This window comes from Panacibacter ginsenosidivorans, from assembly GCF_007971225.1.
Classification (GTDB): domain Bacteria; phylum Bacteroidota; class Bacteroidia; order Chitinophagales; family Chitinophagaceae; genus Panacibacter; species Panacibacter ginsenosidivorans.
This window is the reverse complement of sequence record NZ_CP042435.1, coordinates 173,469-190,061: the sequence shown is the minus strand read 5'-3', so window position 1 is coordinate 190,061 and position 16,593 is coordinate 173,469. Positions and strand designations below refer to the sequence as shown.

19 protein-coding genes are annotated in these 16,593 nt (G+C 37.4%); 6 read left to right on the top strand and 13 right to left on the bottom strand.

Annotation, left to right across the window (positions count from 1 at the left end; genetic code table 11):
- Nucleotides 1-58 precede the first annotated feature (58 nt).
- The gene (locus FRZ67_RS00840) at nucleotides 59-394 is read left to right on the top strand and encodes a cupin domain-containing protein (RefSeq protein ID WP_147187716.1); all 336 of its coding nucleotides are present in this window, start codon (nucleotides 59-61) and stop codon (nucleotides 392-394) included.
- Between the two features lie 125 nt (nucleotides 395-519).
- On the opposite strand, the gene FRZ67_RS00835 is transcribed toward FRZ67_RS00840, so the two are convergent.
- The 11 genes from FRZ67_RS00835 to FRZ67_RS00785 all read right to left on the bottom strand — a co-directional run bounded on the left by FRZ67_RS00835 (nucleotide 520) and on the right by FRZ67_RS00785 (nucleotide 8,659).
- Nucleotides 520-1,215, bottom strand: coding sequence for an SIR2 family NAD-dependent protein deacylase (locus FRZ67_RS00835; protein WP_147187715.1), 696 nt, complete (start codon nucleotides 1,213-1,215; stop codon nucleotides 520-522).
- Between the two features lie 74 nt (nucleotides 1,216-1,289).
- The gene (locus FRZ67_RS00830; RefSeq protein WP_158638269.1) at nucleotides 1,290-2,186 is read right to left on the bottom strand and encodes a DUF4349 domain-containing protein; all 897 of its coding nucleotides are present in this window, start codon (nucleotides 2,184-2,186) and stop codon (nucleotides 1,290-1,292) included.
- A gap of 146 nt (nucleotides 2,187-2,332) precedes the next feature.
- Complete coding sequence (locus FRZ67_RS00825; RefSeq protein WP_147187713.1) at nucleotides 2,333-2,740, bottom strand: hypothetical protein; 408 nt, start codon at nucleotides 2,738-2,740, stop codon at nucleotides 2,333-2,335.
- A 160-nt stretch (nucleotides 2,741-2,900) separates the two neighbouring features.
- The gene (locus FRZ67_RS00820; protein WP_147187712.1) at nucleotides 2,901-3,311 is read right to left on the bottom strand and encodes an EVE domain-containing protein; all 411 of its coding nucleotides are present in this window, start codon (nucleotides 3,309-3,311) and stop codon (nucleotides 2,901-2,903) included.
- Nucleotides 3,312-3,463: 152 nt separating this feature from the next.
- Entirely contained in the window at nucleotides 3,464-4,282 is an 819-nt protein-coding gene (locus tag FRZ67_RS00815) for a M57 family metalloprotease (protein ID WP_147187711.1), read from the bottom strand.
- Nucleotides 4,283-4,676: 394 nt separating this feature from the next.
- Entirely contained in the window at nucleotides 4,677-5,639 is a 963-nt protein-coding gene (gene ftsY / locus FRZ67_RS00810) for a signal recognition particle-docking protein FtsY (protein WP_147187710.1), read from the bottom strand.
- 250 nt (nucleotides 5,640-5,889) lie between these two features.
- Nucleotides 5,890-6,063, bottom strand: a complete 174-nt coding sequence (locus tag FRZ67_RS00805; protein WP_147187709.1) for a DUF4295 family protein — start codon at nucleotides 6,061-6,063, stop codon at nucleotides 5,890-5,892.
- A 2-nt stretch (nucleotides 6,064-6,065) separates the two neighbouring features.
- The gene (rpmG, locus tag FRZ67_RS00800) at nucleotides 6,066-6,248 is read right to left on the bottom strand and encodes a 50S ribosomal protein L33 (protein ID WP_147187708.1); all 183 of its coding nucleotides are present in this window, start codon (nucleotides 6,246-6,248) and stop codon (nucleotides 6,066-6,068) included.
- A gap of 28 nt (nucleotides 6,249-6,276) precedes the next feature.
- Nucleotides 6,277-6,513 carry a 50S ribosomal protein L28 gene (rpmB, locus tag FRZ67_RS00795; RefSeq protein ID WP_147187707.1) on the bottom strand — a complete coding sequence of 79 codons (237 nt, stop codon included), beginning with the start codon at nucleotides 6,511-6,513 and terminating at the stop codon, nucleotides 6,277-6,279.
- A 203-nt stretch (nucleotides 6,514-6,716) separates the two neighbouring features.
- Nucleotides 6,717-7,649 carry an FKBP-type peptidyl-prolyl cis-trans isomerase gene (locus tag FRZ67_RS00790; RefSeq protein ID WP_147187706.1) on the bottom strand — a complete coding sequence of 311 codons (933 nt, stop codon included), beginning with the start codon at nucleotides 7,647-7,649 and terminating at the stop codon, nucleotides 6,717-6,719.
- A 2-nt stretch (nucleotides 7,650-7,651) separates the two neighbouring features.
- Complete coding sequence (locus FRZ67_RS00785; RefSeq protein WP_147187705.1) at nucleotides 7,652-8,659, bottom strand: DHH family phosphoesterase; 1,008 nt, start codon at nucleotides 8,657-8,659, stop codon at nucleotides 7,652-7,654.
- A 364-nt stretch (nucleotides 8,660-9,023) separates the two neighbouring features.
- On the opposite strand from FRZ67_RS00785, the gene FRZ67_RS00780 reads away from it, so the two are divergent.
- The 3 genes from FRZ67_RS00780 (at nucleotide 9,024) to FRZ67_RS00770 (ending at nucleotide 12,565) form a co-directional block, all read left to right on the top strand.
- Nucleotides 9,024-10,382 carry a glutamine synthetase family protein gene (locus FRZ67_RS00780; protein ID WP_147187704.1) on the top strand — a complete coding sequence of 453 codons (1,359 nt, stop codon included), beginning with the start codon at nucleotides 9,024-9,026 and terminating at the stop codon, nucleotides 10,380-10,382.
- 109 nt (nucleotides 10,383-10,491) lie between these two features.
- On the top strand, nucleotides 10,492-11,604 hold the full coding sequence (locus tag FRZ67_RS00775; protein WP_225975464.1) for a hypothetical protein: 1,113 nt from the start codon (nucleotides 10,492-10,494) through the stop codon (nucleotides 11,602-11,604).
- A 106-nt stretch (nucleotides 11,605-11,710) separates the two neighbouring features.
- Complete coding sequence (locus FRZ67_RS00770; protein ID WP_225975463.1) at nucleotides 11,711-12,565, top strand: TIGR01459 family HAD-type hydrolase; 855 nt, start codon at nucleotides 11,711-11,713, stop codon at nucleotides 12,563-12,565.
- On the opposite strand, the gene FRZ67_RS00765 is transcribed toward FRZ67_RS00770, so the two are convergent.
- Nucleotides 12,562-13,446 carry a cyanophycinase gene (locus FRZ67_RS00765; protein WP_147187703.1) on the bottom strand — a complete coding sequence of 295 codons (885 nt, stop codon included), beginning with the start codon at nucleotides 13,444-13,446 and terminating at the stop codon, nucleotides 12,562-12,564. The genes FRZ67_RS00770 and FRZ67_RS00765 overlap by 4 nt on opposite strands.
- Before the next feature lie 540 nt (nucleotides 13,447-13,986).
- On the opposite strand from FRZ67_RS00765, the gene FRZ67_RS00760 reads away from it, so the two are divergent.
- Together FRZ67_RS00760 and FRZ67_RS00755 are read left to right on the top strand one after the other, a co-directional pair.
- Nucleotides 13,987-15,093 carry a PfkB family carbohydrate kinase gene (locus FRZ67_RS00760; RefSeq protein WP_147187702.1) on the top strand — a complete coding sequence of 369 codons (1,107 nt, stop codon included), beginning with the start codon at nucleotides 13,987-13,989 and terminating at the stop codon, nucleotides 15,091-15,093.
- Between the two features lie 6 nt (nucleotides 15,094-15,099).
- Nucleotides 15,100-15,834, top strand: a complete 735-nt coding sequence (locus FRZ67_RS00755; protein WP_147187701.1) for a glucosamine-6-phosphate deaminase — start codon at nucleotides 15,100-15,102, stop codon at nucleotides 15,832-15,834.
- A gap of 8 nt (nucleotides 15,835-15,842) precedes the next feature.
- Here FRZ67_RS00755 and FRZ67_RS00750 read toward each other — a convergent pair whose 3' ends face one another.
- Nucleotides 15,843-16,562, bottom strand: coding sequence for a (Fe-S)-binding protein (locus FRZ67_RS00750; protein WP_147187700.1), 720 nt, complete (start codon nucleotides 16,560-16,562; stop codon nucleotides 15,843-15,845).
- Nucleotides 16,563-16,593 lie beyond the last annotated feature (31 nt).

The window sequence follows — 16,593 nt, the reverse complement described above, 5'->3', positions numbered from 1 at the left end:
GCTTCTATTGAACTTCGTTGTGTCACTCACTTGTACGTTCAATAATTCTATTCACCATATGGAAAAGTTTCACATTATCCTCGCCGAAGCTGTTGCAAAGCTTACAAAAGAAACACAAAGACATTTTACAGTCATGTTAAAACATGGCAGTATGAGTATTGAATATTTCTCTCCACAAAAAATAGATACGCAAACACCACACAAGCAGGATGAGATCTATATAATTGCCAAAGGCTCGGGTACATTTAACGGTAATGGTGAAAGAGTTTCATTCAATGTAGGCGATGTATTATTCGTTCCTGCCGGTATGGAGCACCGTTTTGAAAATTTTACCGATGATTTTGCTACCTGGGTTATCTTTTATGGTAAAGAAGGCGGGGAAGCAACAAAGTGAAAAGTCAAAATTAAAAAGTAAATACAATCACTTCATGTTTGAATTTTGACTTTTACTTTTGAATTATTTGTTTCAGTACAAGTGTGCGACGCAACGAAAGTTAAATACTTATTCTTCAGCCGGGCTCATAAAAATGCTTTCAACTTTTCCTGCAATTGCCTCACTCCTTCCGTAGCCGGCAATTCGATAGCAGTAATATTTTGCGTAGACGATGATGTGTAGGGAATTTTTTTATCAACAATAAATTTTGGAATGCCATGCGGCGCATAATTTACCAACCCTGCAGCCGGGTAAACCACCAGCGATGTGCCCACCACAACAAATATTTCTGCCATGCTTGCAACCTCTGCAGCTATCTCTATCATGGGCACGGGCTCTTCGAACCAAACAATGTGCGGACGAAATTGCCCGCCATCTGTATCTGTTTGCCCCATCAAAATATCTTCGCGAATTTCATGCACAGGGCTCATTCTTTTTTCACTGCGCATCTTAAAAATTTCTCCATGCAAATGCAACACATTCGTTGAACCTGCACGCTCATGCAGATCATCTATGTTCTGCGTTATAATGTGCACATCAAAATCTTTTTCCAGCTCTGCCAAACCAATGTGCGCCGCATTTGGTTGCGCTTTTGTCACATCTCTCCTGCGCACATTATAAAACTCCAGCACCAATTGCGGGTTGCGTTTCCATGCACGCGGCGTAGCCACATCTTCAATGTTGTAACCCTCCCACAAACCATCGCTGTCGCGAAAAGTTCTTAAGCCACTTTCAGCGCTTATGCCTGCGCCGGTAAGTACTACCAATTTTTTCTTAGCCATGAACTAAAATTAAGCAAGCAAATCGTTAGAAGCATTCAGGGTTGAAACTATTTTTTACTTAGCTTGTATTGCAGCTATTGAGCTGCGGTTGTGTCACTCACTTGTGCGTTCTGAACATTACTCGGCACATGCGCAAGTGATTTCTTTAAACGCAATTTCTGATAATAAAAGATGAGTAATATACCTGCAATTACGAGCGGCCAGATAGAAATAAAAAACAAAATAAGATTGGTGATAACAGAAGAACCAGTTTTAAATGCTTCGCTAACATTGCTAAGAAAACCCGGTTTAATATCTTTAGAAGCAATGCCATTTAAGAACTGATAATACTTCAGATTAATAGTGCTGTAAGCAGCAGCATGTGTAAGATAATTTACCCTGCCAGATGCTGATTCAATATCTTCCTGTATGCCGTTTATTTCATCCTGTACTTCAAGAATATCTTTCATACTTTTAGCCTGCTTTAAAAGATCAAGATATCTTGCACGTACTTCTTTCTTTGCTTCTATTCGTGCTTTTGTATCAACAACTTCGCCTGTTACATCTTCTGTTGAAATTGTTTTTTCTAAAACTTTTATACCATCGCCGGGAAGAGAATTCATAAGATCATCAAACTTCTCTACAGGGACTTTGATCGTTATATCATTTGCTATCTGATCATCAGATTCTGTTTCTTGTTCCTGCGCAATGTATGCACCATAACTTTTTAGTTTATTATGCAATGAACTGTTGTATGCATTGTAATCTTTTAGTTCCAATGTTACATGTGCATTCTTGATGATCTTTTTATCCCAGTCAATATTTGTTGGACCGCCAGAATTTAGGATGCTGTCATTTGAAGATGATGCAGCGTTTGATGATGTATCTGTTGCTGCTATTCCTGCGACTGTTTTGTTAAGTTCCTTCTCTTCTAATGGAAGTGAAGGTTTTAACTCTGCGACTTCCTTTAATTGAACATCAGCAACAGACATTTGATTGGCTTTATCTCCGCTACCACATGACATAGCAATAGCGGCTATGCAAAATGCATAGAATATTTTTTTTGTACATAAGAGTTTGATTTTTTAATTAGATGCAGTAAGAGAATAATTACGTAAGCAGGCAATCGTTAGAAAGCTTATTTATTTTTCTGTAGCGTGTACCATACACTGTCTGTTGATGAAAATAATTCGAGTGTGGAATCTGTTTGTTGTTTAATGGTTAAAGGCAACTCTGTTGAATCTTCTTTAATAAATAATGTGTGCAAGGTTGAATCAATGTAGTATTTGCCTGTGTCGTTTAACAACGTGTAACTGCTGTCTGTCTTGAATTCTACAGTTACAGGTGTTGAGTTTTTTGCTACACCTAGTGCAATTAAACCAATACCATTGCGACCTGTCTTGCTGCTGTCTGCAACATTTATAAGAACCCATTTGCCAATAAGCTTTGGTTGTTCTGTTTTCTTTTTTGTAAACCAATCGCATGATGTAAGTGTAAGGCAGGTAAGGGCAATAGCAATCCCTGAGAAAATAATTCCCGTTTTCATGTTAAAGAAATTTAGTTGTTGAAGAATAATTTAAGGAAGCAAACTTGCAGACATTGATTCTTTGTAAGTAGTTTTTGTAACCGTTATGCAACGTTAAAAGAAAGCAAAAGAAAAACCACTTCTTTTGAATGCGGTTTTTCTTTTTTATAATCATTTTATTTTATTTCATGCCACCAAGCTCCATAATTATTTTCCACTCATCATCTGTCACAGGCTGTACACTTAATCTTCCAAGGCGTACGAGCGCCATATCTTTTAAACGCTTGTCTGCTTTTACCTGTTCGAGTGTTACAGGCTTTTTTATTTTTTTATATGGCTTAAGATCAACGGCAACCCAGGCTTCATCATCTGTTGTCGGATCCTGGTAGGCTTCTTTTGCAACCTTTGCTATACCTACAATTGCAAGGCCTTCATTGCTGTGATAAAACAAAACTTCATCACCTTTTTTCATTGCTCTCAAATTGATGCGTGCTGCGTAATTTCTTACACCATCCCAAAATGTTTGTTTGTCTTTTTCCAGTTGTTCGTAACTGTATTTGAAAGGCTCGCTTTTTACTAACCAATATGCCATGATGAAGTTGTTTTATAATTGATGAATAAAGATATACAGTACAAGGGTGCGACGCAACGGAAGCTAAATATTTTTCTGTAGCTAAGTACCAAAGAAAAAACCCTGTTTAATAAACAGGGTTTTTTGTAATTTCTTATAACCAGTAAACAATATTAATGATATAAATAATTCAGTGCTATCAAATCATTAGGATTAAATGGACGGTTAGAACCATCTGTACATGCAAGCATCCAGCTATTTGGATCTCTTGGACCGGTTGGTGTTCCCGGGATCCAGATAGCACCAACACCAGCTTTACCTTCATTATATCTTATCCCACCACAACTGTACTTACGATTTTTATAATCTGTATGACGGAAACCTATAGTATGGCCCATTTCATGTGCTACAATTGTTGCCAGCCATTGTACACTTGGATTTGTACCAAAAGTACCCGGACGGTTGTTTAAGGTAATAGAATCGGGAGGATTACCTGCAGCATTAGGAAAGCCAGATGATTGACCCAATACACCATTGCCTCCCAGATCATGACCAACCACCCTTATTCTTCCTCCTGAAGATACACGTTGAAAAGTCAGGCGCATACCTAAAAGGTTATATCTTGCAACAGCACTGTCTGTTGCTATAGTCCAGATAGGATCAAGACCTTCTACGGAAATAGTAATGGTGCGTGGCAGACCAGTAATGAGATTTGTAGTGTGATATTGCTCTTCTTCGCCAACTCTCAAATCCGGTCCAATATTGAGGTTAGTTAAATCCTGATAAGATAAAAATATATCTCCTTCTACCACATAACCACCATTTACCGCAATCACACCTTCAGTGTTGAAACCCTTTGCAGCGATTTGATTGATTACTTCAGAAGGGATACCATTTTGAGAAGTTGCAGGTGATTTATCCTGTTTCTGACAGGACAAAAGCATTGAACTTAGTGCCACACAGGCGAGCAGTGATTTTAGATTCATTTTCATAAGAATGAGAGTTTGTAATTTAATTTTTGGATTGTATTTTGGTTAGAGACTGTGAGAAAGGTACTAAAGAATATTTCTCAATTAAATATCGGTACGTACAATTATGATCAAAGTTGGTGATCTTAATAAGCTTTGCCAATTAATATCTTATTAATGTATTTTGTTTTACAAAAATTTAAACTAAGAACGTAAATATAGGCGTTTAAAACTTTCCCAAAAAACACTTTTAAGATTGGTAATAAAAAAAACAAAAACTATGTTGTGCTTTTTCTAAATATCAAAGGCATGTATTGGAAAAATTATAAGAAATGTTTTTATGACTTAGAAAAAAATAAAAGAAAAGTCTTATTAGGTGCTGGAAATTTTTTCAAAAAAAACACCTAAATAATTTCAGTTATTGGGTAAGATTAAACAATGAATCCACAAATTCATGCTTATCAAAAACAATAAGATCAGTGATCTTCTCCCCTACGCCAATATATTTCACCGGGATATTAAACTGATGTGCAATCGCTAATACAACGCCACCTTTTGCAGTGCCATCAAGCTTTGTAATGATCATTGCTGTTACATCTGTTGCCGCAGTAAAATGTTTTGCCTGTTCCAATGCATTTTGACCTGTAGAACCATCAAGAATCAACAAAACCTCATGTGGTGCATCAGGAATTACTTTTGAAATTACGCGACGGATTTTCCCCAACTCATCCATTAAATGAGCCTTATTATGTAATCGACCGGCAGTATCTATAATTACTACATCTGCATTTTTGGAAACGGCACTTTGCACTGCATCAAAAGCAACAGCACTGGGATCTGAACCCATGGCCTGTTTTACAATTGGTACCCCCACCCTTTCGCTCCATATCGTTAATTGATCAACTGCTGCAGCGCGAAATGTATCCGCTGCACCAAGCATTACAGATTTCCCTGCTTGTTTATAATTATATGCAAGCTTGCCAATCGTTGTTGTTTTACCAACACCATTTACACCAACAACTAAAATAACATAAGGCTTTTTACCTTCAGGAATATCAAAGCTTTTGTGTTTATCATCAGATGCATCTACGAGTATTTCTTCAATTTCTTCCTGCAATAATTTATTTAATTCACTAGTGCCAACATATTTATCTTTTGCCACACGTTTTTCAATACGGTCAATTATTGCAAGTGTTGTATCAATGCCCACATCAGCAGTTACCAATGCTTCTTCAAGGTCGTCGAGCACTTCTTCATCAACAGAGCTTTTGCCGGCAATGGCTTTTGTGATCTTTGATAAAAAACCTTCCTTGGTTTTTTGCAGGCCCTGGTCTAAACTTTCTTTTTCTTTTTTACCGAATAATTTTCCGAAGAAACTCATGATGATCTGTTTGGTGTTTGTGTGCAAATATATTTTATGAACTTAACTATAGTACAGCCATAAAACTTTGGTTGTGTCACTCACTTGTACGCTTTGTTCAATGTTCAGCAAAGAAAAGAATGTACAAGCGTGCGACGCAACGAAGATGCCATAAGTACAAAAAGCCGGGCTCATAAAAACTATTGAAAATACAAAAAGCTGTTCCGATAAACAGAACAGCTTTTAAATATGTTTACATCAAAGCGTAAAATTATTTACCTGCTAAGAAATCTTTCACTTTGTCTTTGTGAATGATTGCTTCTTTAAAAGTGTACGCACCACTCTTTGGGCTGCGAACTGCTTTGATAACTTTCGTCCAGTTCTTAGCTTCAGCGGCTGCCTTCTGGTCTTTTGTTTTAATCGCGGTTTTAGCTGCTTTTGCCATTGTTATTTAATTTCTTTATGAACAGTAACTTTTTTCAGAATAGGATTATACTTTTTCAACTCCAGTCTCTCAGGAGTATTTTTTTTGTTCTTTTTAGTGATGTAGCGGCTTGTGCCGGGCTGACCACTTGTTTTATGCTCGGTACACTCGAGAATAACCTGAACCCTGTTGCCTTTCTTTGCCATTGTATAAGCAATTTAACTTTTTAGCGAATTAGATTTTTGCACCTGCAGCTCTCATTTCTTTAATTACAGTAGCAAGTCCATTTTTATTGATGGTTCTTATTGCATCTGTTGAAAGCTTAATCGTAACCCAGCGGTCTTCTTCTGCAAAGTAGAAACGCTTGGTTTGTAAATTTGGTAAAAACCGGCGTTTGGTCTTAATGTTGGAGTGAGAAACACTATGACCGCCAATTGGCTTTTTACCTGTAACCTGACATACTCTTGCCATGACTGTAATTTTTTCGGACGGCAAAGGTCGGGAAAACCAACCAATTACCAAAACAAAAAGAAGTTTTTTTAAAGTAGTTCTTCACACTATCAGGAAAAAATGATTTTAAAAGACAGAATAATGAATTTATCCACCTTTCTCAACGCTGATATTAATGCAAGAAAAAAGCCTCATTACAGAGGCTTTTTTCTAAATATTATATACTAACGGTGTCCGGGGATCATTTGTCTGGGATCTCTTTCCTGAACCGACGGTGCATCCTTGACATCTACGATCTGAATATCGAATATCAGATTAGCATTAGGTGGAAGGTCAGGACCATTACCCTGTGGCCCATAGGCGAGGAATGCAGGAATATATATTTTTCCTGTTCCGCCTTTGCCAAAATAAGGTAACGCTTCATCCCAGCCTTGAATTACACCATGGCGGCCAACAGGAACGTCATAAGGTTCTGTATGACCTTTGGATGAATCCATATTTGTGTCAAAAACTTTACTATTATCGCTCATAAGGTACCCTTTGTATTTAACAGAAGCTATCTTACCGGAATCAGCTTTCAAAGACGCATCGCCCGGGTTATCTAAAACAACATATGCTCCGTTCTTAGTCTTAATGCCTTTAAGATTTTTACTGGCTAGATAATCTTCTACTACTTTAACCTCACGTGCTTCTTCTGCCTTGCTTTCTTTTTCGTAATCAGCCATTACATCTTTTTCCTCTTTAAAAGACTTAAATACTTTCAGCCTGCATTCAATAGAACTACCTTTTGTAAAGACAGTAGAATCAAGGTTAACATGCCTGTTTTTTAGAGTGTCTACATTTAAAATAGCAACTGCACTATCTCCGGCTTTTAGCTTTGGCATAATTTCCATAAAGGAATATTCTGCTCTTTTGCTGGTATCAACCTGCAAATACTGGGGCATTACAGAAGGTGGGTTTAGAAGCGAATCCTGCTTTCCTGTTCTTCCTGTTAAATAGAACTGAACATCATATTTTATATAATATCCGGCTTTAATACTATCCCCGCCCTTACCCGGAAATATCTTGTATACCAGGCCTGATGGGGATTTTTCATAATTTACCCCACAGGAGGCCAAACTAATTGCTGCAATGGCAGCAAAGATGATTTTTTTCATTTTTATTGTAATTGTTGTTCGTATGCCTGAATAACTGTTTTAAATTTTTGAACGTTCTCCTCAATACTTTCGCTACTTCTGCCACCTGCTGCGTTTTTGTGACCACCTCCTTCAAAATGGGTTCTTGCAAATACATTTACATCAAAATCTCCTTTACTGCGAAAACTCCATTTACGTTCTTCTGTCCTGTCGATTAATAAAGCTCCAAGTTTTATGCCCTCTATAGTAAGCAGGTAATTTACGAGACCTTCCGTGTCACCGGTTTTAATCTCATATTTTAAAATGTCCTTTTTAGGTATTGCCATCAATGCTGTATTGTATTCATACAATACTTCCAGCCTGTTTAGCAAAGCATTTCCAATAAAACGCAACCTGCTCTCTGAAAAATTATCGTAAATATTTTCAAAGATTTCTGTATGATTTATGCCGGTTTCTTTTAAAGCTGCAACCGCTCTGTGCACAGCCGGCGTTGTAGAAGAAAAACGGAAAGATCCTGTATCCGTCATAATGCCTGTAAAAAGACAGGTAGCGATATCTTTATTAATATATTGTCTGAAAGGAGAAGCTTCAATAAAATCATATACCATTTCGCAGGTAGAGCTTTTACTTACATCGCTTATACCATATTCAAATGCTTCTACCTGGGGTTGCTGGTGGTGATCGATCAATACTTTTACACAGCTTACCTCAGCAAGTATACCTTCCATATTTTTAGTACGATGCAATACGTTAAAGTCAAGGCAAAAAAGCATATCTGCCGCATTTACCAATTTACCAGCCGCTTCCCTGTCATTTTCAAAATCCATTACAAATTCACAACCAGGCATCCAGTTTAAAAAATTTGCCCAGTTTGTTGGTGATATCACAGTTACCTTATGCCCCAATTGTGTAAGGAAATGATAAAGGCCCAATGCAGCCCCCATTGCATCGCCATCAGGTTTTTGATGCGTTGTGATAATTACATTTTTCTGCTCTGCTAATAAAGGATAAACCAATCTTACCTCTTGCATAGGTGGCGGCAAAATTGAGGCTTTCGAACCATTCGGGCAAATGAATTTGTTGTATGTACACAATAGTCATGATTTTTAAGGAAATTTTGAGACTAGCTTCAATGCTAATGGTATCGCCGGTTGCGTCACTCACTTGTACGTTCAGATTTTTGTTCGTCAATCATAATTGGTAATTGAGAGAATGTTTATTGACGATTTTCGATCATTCAGTACAAGAGTGCGACGCAATAAAAGTTTAATAACAGGACAACAGCCGGGACAATAAAATTTATAATATATGATAAAAACTTTTCTGTCATCTGCTTTTGAAAACAATATAAACACAACTTTGTGGCTAACTTAGATAAGTTTAAAAAGAAAAGCAATGGACAACCAGGATATAAAAGGATACCTACAACAACATAACACTGATAAGATAAAATTTGCATTTGCTGATATTGATGGCGTGCTGCGCGGCAAGGTTATCAGCAAACAAAAATTTATAGATACACTCGAAGATGGCATTGGTTTTTGTGATGTAGTATTTGGATGGGACAGTAACGACAGTGCTTACGATAATATAGAACTTACTGGCTGGCATTCCGGTTATCCTGACAGACAAGCTCGTGTAGACCTCTCTACTTTACGTAATATTCCATGGCAGGATGATATTCCTTTTTTTCTTGCAGACTTCAGCAAAGCAAATGGTGATGATCTTCCCTCCTGCAGCCGCAGTTTACTGAAGCATATAATCAAGCAATGTAAAGACATGGGTTATCATGCAGAGTTTGCGCAGGAATTTGAATGGTTCAATTTTAAAGAAACACCGCAAAGCCTGCAGCAAAAGCAATTCACACGCATCGAGCCATTAACGCCGGGTATGTTTGGATACTCTATCCTGCGCACATCTTTGCACAGTGATTTTTATTACGATCTCTTTAACTCGCTTACACAATTTGATATTCCTGTTGAAGGCATTCATACAGAAACGGGCCCTGGTGTATATGAAGCAGCTATTGCGCATGATGAAATATTGAAAGCCGCTGACAAAGCCGTGTTGTTTAAAACCGCTGTAAAAGAGATTGCTTATAACCATGGCATCATGGCTTCGTTCATGGCAAAGTGGAATGAAAATTTACCCGGTTGCAGCGGGCATATTCATCAAAGTCTTTGGAATAAAAATAAAACACAAAACCTTTTTCATAGTACAGATGATGCAGATAACATGAGCGATCTGCTGAAACATTATATCGCAGGGCAGTTGTATTGCATGCCGCATATATTACCCATGTATGCCCCAAACATCAATAGCTACAAGCGTTTGGTAGAAGGTGCATGGGCTCCTACAACAATTACATGGGGGGTAGACAACCGCACTACTGCTTTGCGTGTGTTGCATCCCTCTTATAAATATACAAGACTGGAAACACGTGTGGCGGGTTCTGACAGCAACCCTTATCTCGCAATGGCTGCGGCGCTTGCTTCTGGTTTGTATGGCATAAAAAATAAATTGTCTCTCGATATTCCTGCCACTGTTGGCAACGGTTATAAAAATATTTCTAATGGTGTATTGCCTGCAAATTTATATGAGGCTTCAATTGCAATGCAACATTCAATCATTGCAAAGGAATTATTTGGAGATGCTTTTGTAAATCACTTTACACAAACACGTTTGTGGGAATGGAGACAGTTTGGTAAACATGTTACCGACTGGGAATTGAAAAGATATTTTGAAATTATTTAAGTAAGATATTTTTGAACCCAGCTATAGCGCTACTATAAAACTTTCGTTGTGTCACTCACTTGTACGCTTATATCTTTATTCAACAGTTAACATCAACTTCAATTATCTTATGGCAGTTAAATCCCTAAATTTGCACCCGCTTAAGCCATTTGAAATGAAGCATATGATAGACCATTCAAAGATTATTAAGAAAGCATGGGAAGGTTATGATCCTACAAAAATTATAAGTAAGATAGAAGACATTAGTGCCATGGTTTCTACCAACCATGTATTTCGCATTACATTCGAAGATGAAGATATCATTATAGCCAAGTTCTCTTATTTTGGAAAGTATGAACACTTCAAAGAAGATCACCGTATCATTCATGCATTATCAAATAACCTCCTCTACCCTTTCGAGAATTTGTTGGCGAAATCTTTATTAAAGAATAATCGTGTATATACTTATCATTATAAACATGGGAAGTCGGATGCATGGGTAGTATTTTACAACCCTGTGCGTGTAATGCAGCGCTTGCCCCGCAGACTTGAAGAAACGCATATAAGAAAGTTTGGTCAGCAGATCGGTAAATTTCATAAGGCATGTTCCAAGCTGCGTAATGTATTGCCCAAATCTTCTAAAACGTTACGAACCGATATTTATACACTTATGGAACGTATTGAAGAGGATGAAAAACAATTTGGCACAAGAGCGCAGGCAGACCTGATCAAATATCATTGCGAACAATTTTTAAAGAACAGGCTGAAAACTAATGCCGCATCATTTGAAACAATTCCTGTTTTTATAGACTGGAACATTGGTAATTTCTCTGTAACCAATAAGCTGGAACTCTATTCAAGATGGGATTATGACTGGTTTCGCATGAGCAGCCGCATGATGGATTTTTATTTTTTCAGCCGTGTGGTTTCTAACGTTGGTGACAGGACTGTATTTAGTTACATTGTTAACCCCATGATGGAAGACAGGTTTATTATGTTTCTTGAAGAGTATCATAAAGTAAACCCGCTGACTGCAGATGAATTACGCTTTTTAAAAGAAGGGTATCGTTTCTTTATTTTAAATTACGTCATAAAGGATGGAAATTATTTTTTCAGTGAGCAGTATGCAAAGAAATTAAGAGCAGAAGCTTATGATATTTATCTTCCATCAGTTGACAGAGATTTTGACGCAGATAAATTAATAGATGCTTTGAAAATAAAAGAAACAAAGGCTAAGAAATAATTTTCACTGAGTTTAAAAGTGAACAGAACGTACAAGCGTGCGACGCAACAGCAGTTTAATACAGGTAATAAAGTTTGGCTCCAAATAAATTATAAAATCAAAACCAATGTTGCCAATACAAGATTTCAAATCTGTCATTGACAAATACAAAATAATTTTCTTCGATGCATTTGGTGTATTGAAAAGTTATAATGGTCTTGTGCCCGGCATTGAGCGCACTTTTGCTTACATGGAAGAACAGCAAAAGGAATATTACATTGTAACAAACGATGCATCAAGAAGCCCTCGGCAACTGGCTGAATCTTACCACAGACTTGGTTTTGAAGCGATACAACATGATCGCATTATTTCTTCAGGCATGCTGGCAAAAGAATACTTAGATCTTAAAGTGAATGAAGGAATTGTGGCATACCTCGGCACACATAGCTCGGCGCATTACATTGATAGTTCTGGTTTGCATACATTACCTGTTAGTGCCATTAACCAGCACAACATTGACCAGGTGAATGCATTGGTATTATTGGATGATGAAGGCTTCAACTGGTTTGATGACCTGAATAAAACCGTAAATATTTTACGTAAAAGAACGATTCCTGCCATTGTTGCGAATACAGATAACATTTATCCATTAAGTGGCAGTAATGAAGTATCCATTGCTATTGGTGGCATTGCCAGCATGGTGGAAAGTATTGTGGGCAAGCGTTTCATACGTTTTGGAAAACCAGATTCGCAGATGTTTATGTTTGCGTATGATCTTATCCGCGAAAGAATGACCATCAGTAAAAAAGAAATTTTAATGGTGGGCGACACATTGCATACTGATATTCTCGGTGGCAATAAATTTGGTTTGGATACGGTACTTGTCCTTTCCGGAAATACGTTGCCCGATGATGCAGAAACAAGAATAAGATCAACTGGTATTGTGCCTACTTATGTTTGTACAACAGCAGTGGTGGATTAATAAACGTCAGTCATTATTGGTGTTGTCTCCTTCCCCATCAATTCAATAAACTTTCTTTCCTTAATAAGATACCCGTTTCCTTTCGCGCAAAAATGCACAATAAGATGTTCCAGGCTCATAGGATTGCCTTCAGGTATATCTGCAATGTTGGTATGATTTATTTCATGTCCGTCAATAATAATAACAAGCCCGCTGCCAATTGCTTCCATGCGGTTGCCTTGTGTCACTAACATGCCGGTATCTTCACCAAGACCAATACCGATGCACGAAGGGTTTGCTGCAACAACCTGCGCCAGTCTTCCAAAACGTCCACGTTTTTCAAAGTGAGAATCAAAGATCACATTATGCATAAAACGAAGCCCGGTCGTAGTTTTTACTTCGCCTTTTAAATGTGCACGTGTAGCATTTCCTTCATAGATCATGGTGCTGCTCATAGCCATTGCACCCGCAGATGTGCCTGCTATTACAAAATTTTCATTCTCGTATTTTTTATGAATGATCTTCAAAAATTCAGTACCACCAAACACTGCTGTCAGGCGCATTTGATTTCCACCGCTAAACATCACACAATCGCAGTTACGTATGCGTTGAAGGTAATCTTTATCATTCACTGTTTCGCGGCCACGAATATGCATAAGGCCAATATTAGTACAACCAATTTTGCCAAATGCATCAAGATAATTATTGCCAACTTCGTATGGAATAGTGGAGGCTGTAGTTACTACTTCAATTCTTGCAGATGGGCCGCCTGCTTCTTCCACTATACGACGCAAAATGCCAAGCTCAAAAAAGTTGAGATTGTTTACATGAAAAGCTTCTTTTTCATCGGTGCCTTTGTCTTCTGCGCCACCAATTGCTATTAATTTTCCTTTTGGAATCATGCCTGTTGATACTGGTTAGGCAAATATAAGGGAACAGGCTTAACATTAAGTTCATATAGATACTAACACGTCTTGATAAAAATGTGATGAGAACCTATGTACCGGGCTTCAATGCAGCTGGCATCTGCTGTTGCGTCGCACACTTGTACAGTAGAAAAATAAATGGGCAATTAGAATCGTAAGTTTAGAATTCATAAATAAAAAAAACGGCTGTAACATGTAGCTACAGCCGGCCGATGGTTTTAAGTATTATAATTTTACATGTTGTAAAGAACGCTTCAGTAATTCCTTCCGCAATGTTTTTTAAGTAACACCATCCCCCAGTTGATAATGTAATATGCTTACTCATCAACAGCGTAAAACTAAAATAGAATAAATGCAGTGGCAATACCCTAAAAGGTGTATTTTTTGACAGCACCCGCAAAAAAGGGTTCTGTGTTCAAAAAAGTTATGCAGTACAAGTGTGCGACGCAACAAAAGTTGCATTAAGATCTGAAAGCCGGGTTCATAAAAATATTTTCAACTATTTTTAGCTTTCATATGAAAGAAAAAATTACTGATCTTATAACTGCAATAAAAAATAAGCAGGAAGTTTTATCATCAAAAAAAGTTACAGCAGGCTTTGATGGCTTTGTAGATACGATTGTGCGTGTTATAAAAAATAAAGAGAACAATGCAGAGCCGGAATTTTTTAATACTATACACGATTACGGAAAATATATCCTTGAAAAATCCGGAAGCTTTAGTCTTGAATATGAAATTATAAATACAAAGCTTGGCGGCAATATGCCGATAACATCGAATGCGTTAGCACAACTTGGTGTGACGGTAAATTGTATTGGCGCATTTGGTTATCCGCAGATACATACAGCGTTTGCAGATCTTTCACCCAATTGTTTACTGCATAGTTTTACAGATCCCGGAACAGCTATTGCGTTTGAGTTTCGCGATGGTAAAATGATAATTGGGCAGGCGAAAGAACTTAATTCAATGAAGTGGAATGATATAATCAATGTAATTGGCCTGGATGTGCTGGTAAATCTTTTTAACGAATGTGATCTTTTTTGTGTGCTTAACTGGAGCGAGATTGATACATCAACAAATATCTGGCAGGGAATAATCAACGACATTTTACCTGCTTATCAAAAGCGACAAAAACAAATCTCTTTTTTTGATCTGTCAGATTGTTCAAAACGAAGCAAAGAAATAATTGAAGAAATGTTATCGCTTTTAAAAGTTTTCAGCAAATACACAAAGACAATTCTAAGTCTTAACAGGAATGAAGCAAATATTATTTCTAAAATTGTATGCAATAAAGATTTTGCGAATGACCAGGAATTACTGGGCTCAGAACTTTATAAGCAACTTGGTATAGATATGCTTGTGCTTCATTCCTCAGGCACATCTTATGTGTTTTCTGAAGAAGGAATAAATTCTTGTAAAAGTTTTTTTGTAGAGCAGCCACTAATTTCGACAGGGGCTGGAGATAATTTCAATGCAGGATTTATTGCGGGACAATTAATGGAACTTAATGCAGAAGATTCTTTGATCTTTGCCAATGCAACAGCAGCACAGTATATACAGAGTGGGCTAAGTCCGCAACATGAACAAATGATCTCATTCCTGGAACAGCAAATAAAAAGTTAATACTATATGGAACTTAAAATTTTTAAAGATTATGAAGCGCTTTCATTGGCAGCAAGCGAAGAAATTATTCGTGTTATAAAAACAAATCCTGCCGCGGTGTTGTGTCTTGCCACAGGACAATCACCCGTGTTGACTTACCAGCTATTTGTTGAAAAAATTATTGCAGAAAATATTGATCTGTCGCGCTGCACTTTTATTGGCCTTGATGAATGGGTAGGCATTCCACCTGAAATGGAAGGAAGTTGCCAGCATTTTTTGCAGAACAAAATTTTCAAACCTTTGCAAATAAAAAGTTCACAAATACATTTATTCAATGCGTTGGCAACTGATGTTACAGAAGAATGCAAACGAATGGATAGGATCATTGAAGAAAAAGGCGGCATTGATTTTATGCTGGTTGGTGTTGGTATGAATGGCCATATTGGTTTTAATGAACCAGGTGTAGATATTAATAAATATGCACACGTAATTGAACTTGATGAGACAACCAAGGCAGTTGGACAAAAAAAATATTTTGATAAGCCGGTAAACATTGGCAAGGGGATTACTTTAGGCCTGCAAAATTTTTTAGAAGCGGGATATGCGGTTATGATCGCAAACGGAAATAAAAAAGCGCCTGTAATAAAGAAAGCAATGGAAGAAGAAATTGGTACGCAATTTCCTGCAACTATTATGCGCATGCATAAAAACAGCATGATGATGGTGGATGAAGAAGCTGCATCATTACTTGATAAACCTTAGATGTATTTTTACCACCCGCTTGCAAGAACATCGGCAAGATGCATGGTTTGTATATTGGCGTTTTTATTTTTTATATAACCATCTAAATGCATAAGGCAACTCATATCTGTACTGATAATGTAATCTGCATTTGTTTCTAAAGCATTGGTTACTTTTTGGTCTGCCATTGCAATACTGATGGGTTCAAACTTTACGGCAAATGTGCCACCAAAGCCGCAACAGGTTTCTACATCGTTCATTTCAGTTAGCTGAAGACCCGCAACCTTGCTCAATAATCTTCTTGGCTCTTCTTTAATCTTACATTCTCTTAGGGCTGCACAACTATCATGATAGGTGGCTTTGCCCTCAAGCGTTGCGCCAAAATTATCTATCTCTAATACTTTAATAAGAAACTCTGAGAATTCATACAAACGGTTGCCAAGCTCTTTTACTTCTTTGTGAACAGAAGAATCTTCGAAAAGTTTGCCATAATAATTTCTTACAAAACCTGTACAACTTGCACTTGGAGCAACTATATAATCACTGCCACTAAAATCTTTGATGAACTTGCTGCAGACATCTTTGGATTCGTTCCAGAAGCCTGCATTGAATGCAGGTTGCCCGCAACAGGTTTGATTACTATTGTATTCAACTATACAACCTGCCTTGCGCAAAACCTTTACCATGTTGAATGCAACAGAAGGATATAACTGATCAACAAAACATGGTATAAAAATCTGAACGTTCATGCAGTAAGTGAATTAAGAACATAATCTAAAT

Excerpts from the sequence above, each read along its gene's own strand:
- FRZ67_RS00785 (WP_147187705.1), bottom strand. The coding sequence starts at position 8,659 with ATGCAAGAGGTAAGATTGGTTTATCCTTTATTAGCAGAGCAGAAAAAT.
- rpmB (WP_147187707.1), bottom strand. The coding sequence starts at position 6,513 with ATGGCAAGAGTATGTCAGGTTACAGGTAAAAAGCCAATTGGCGGTCAT.
- FRZ67_RS00775 (WP_225975464.1), top strand. The coding sequence starts at position 10,492 with ATGGCAGTTAAATCCCTAAATTTGCACCCGCTTAAGCCATTTGAAATG.
- FRZ67_RS00755 (WP_147187701.1), top strand. The coding sequence starts at position 15,100 with ATGGAACTTAAAATTTTTAAAGATTATGAAGCGCTTTCATTGGCAGCA.
- FRZ67_RS00820 (WP_147187712.1), bottom strand. The coding sequence starts at position 3,311 with ATGGCATATTGGTTAGTAAAAAGCGAGCCTTTCAAATACAGTTACGAA.
- FRZ67_RS00780 (WP_147187704.1), top strand. The coding sequence starts at position 9,024 with ATGGACAACCAGGATATAAAAGGATACCTACAACAACATAACACTGAT.
- FRZ67_RS00835 (WP_147187715.1), bottom strand. The coding sequence starts at position 1,215 with ATGGCTAAGAAAAAATTGGTAGTACTTACCGGCGCAGGCATAAGCGCT.
- FRZ67_RS00840 (WP_147187716.1), top strand. The coding sequence starts at position 59 with ATGGAAAAGTTTCACATTATCCTCGCCGAAGCTGTTGCAAAGCTTACA.
- FRZ67_RS00765 (WP_147187703.1), bottom strand. The coding sequence starts at position 13,446 with ATGATTCCAAAAGGAAAATTAATAGCAATTGGTGGCGCAGAAGACAAA.
- ftsY (WP_147187710.1), bottom strand. The coding sequence starts at position 5,639 with ATGAGTTTCTTCGGAAAATTATTCGGTAAAAAAGAAAAAGAAAGTTTA.
- FRZ67_RS00790 (WP_147187706.1), bottom strand. The coding sequence starts at position 7,649 with ATGAAAAAAATCATCTTTGCTGCCATTGCAGCAATTAGTTTGGCCTCC.
- FRZ67_RS00830 (WP_158638269.1), bottom strand. The coding sequence starts at position 2,186 with ATGTCTGTTGCTGATGTTCAATTAAAGGAAGTCGCAGAGTTAAAACCT.
- rpmG (WP_147187708.1), bottom strand. The coding sequence starts at position 6,248 with ATGGCAAAGAAAGGCAACAGGGTTCAGGTTATTCTCGAGTGTACCGAG.
- FRZ67_RS00750 (WP_147187700.1), bottom strand. The coding sequence starts at position 16,562 with ATGAACGTTCAGATTTTTATACCATGTTTTGTTGATCAGTTATATCCT.
- FRZ67_RS00760 (WP_147187702.1), top strand. The coding sequence starts at position 13,987 with ATGAAAGAAAAAATTACTGATCTTATAACTGCAATAAAAAATAAGCAG.
- FRZ67_RS00770 (WP_225975463.1), top strand. The coding sequence starts at position 11,711 with ATGTTGCCAATACAAGATTTCAAATCTGTCATTGACAAATACAAAATA.
- FRZ67_RS00825 (WP_147187713.1), bottom strand. The coding sequence starts at position 2,740 with ATGAAAACGGGAATTATTTTCTCAGGGATTGCTATTGCCCTTACCTGC.
- FRZ67_RS00805 (WP_147187709.1), bottom strand. The coding sequence starts at position 6,063 with ATGGCAAAAGCAGCTAAAACCGCGATTAAAACAAAAGACCAGAAGGCA.
- FRZ67_RS00815 (WP_147187711.1), bottom strand. The coding sequence starts at position 4,282 with ATGAAAATGAATCTAAAATCACTGCTCGCCTGTGTGGCACTAAGTTCA.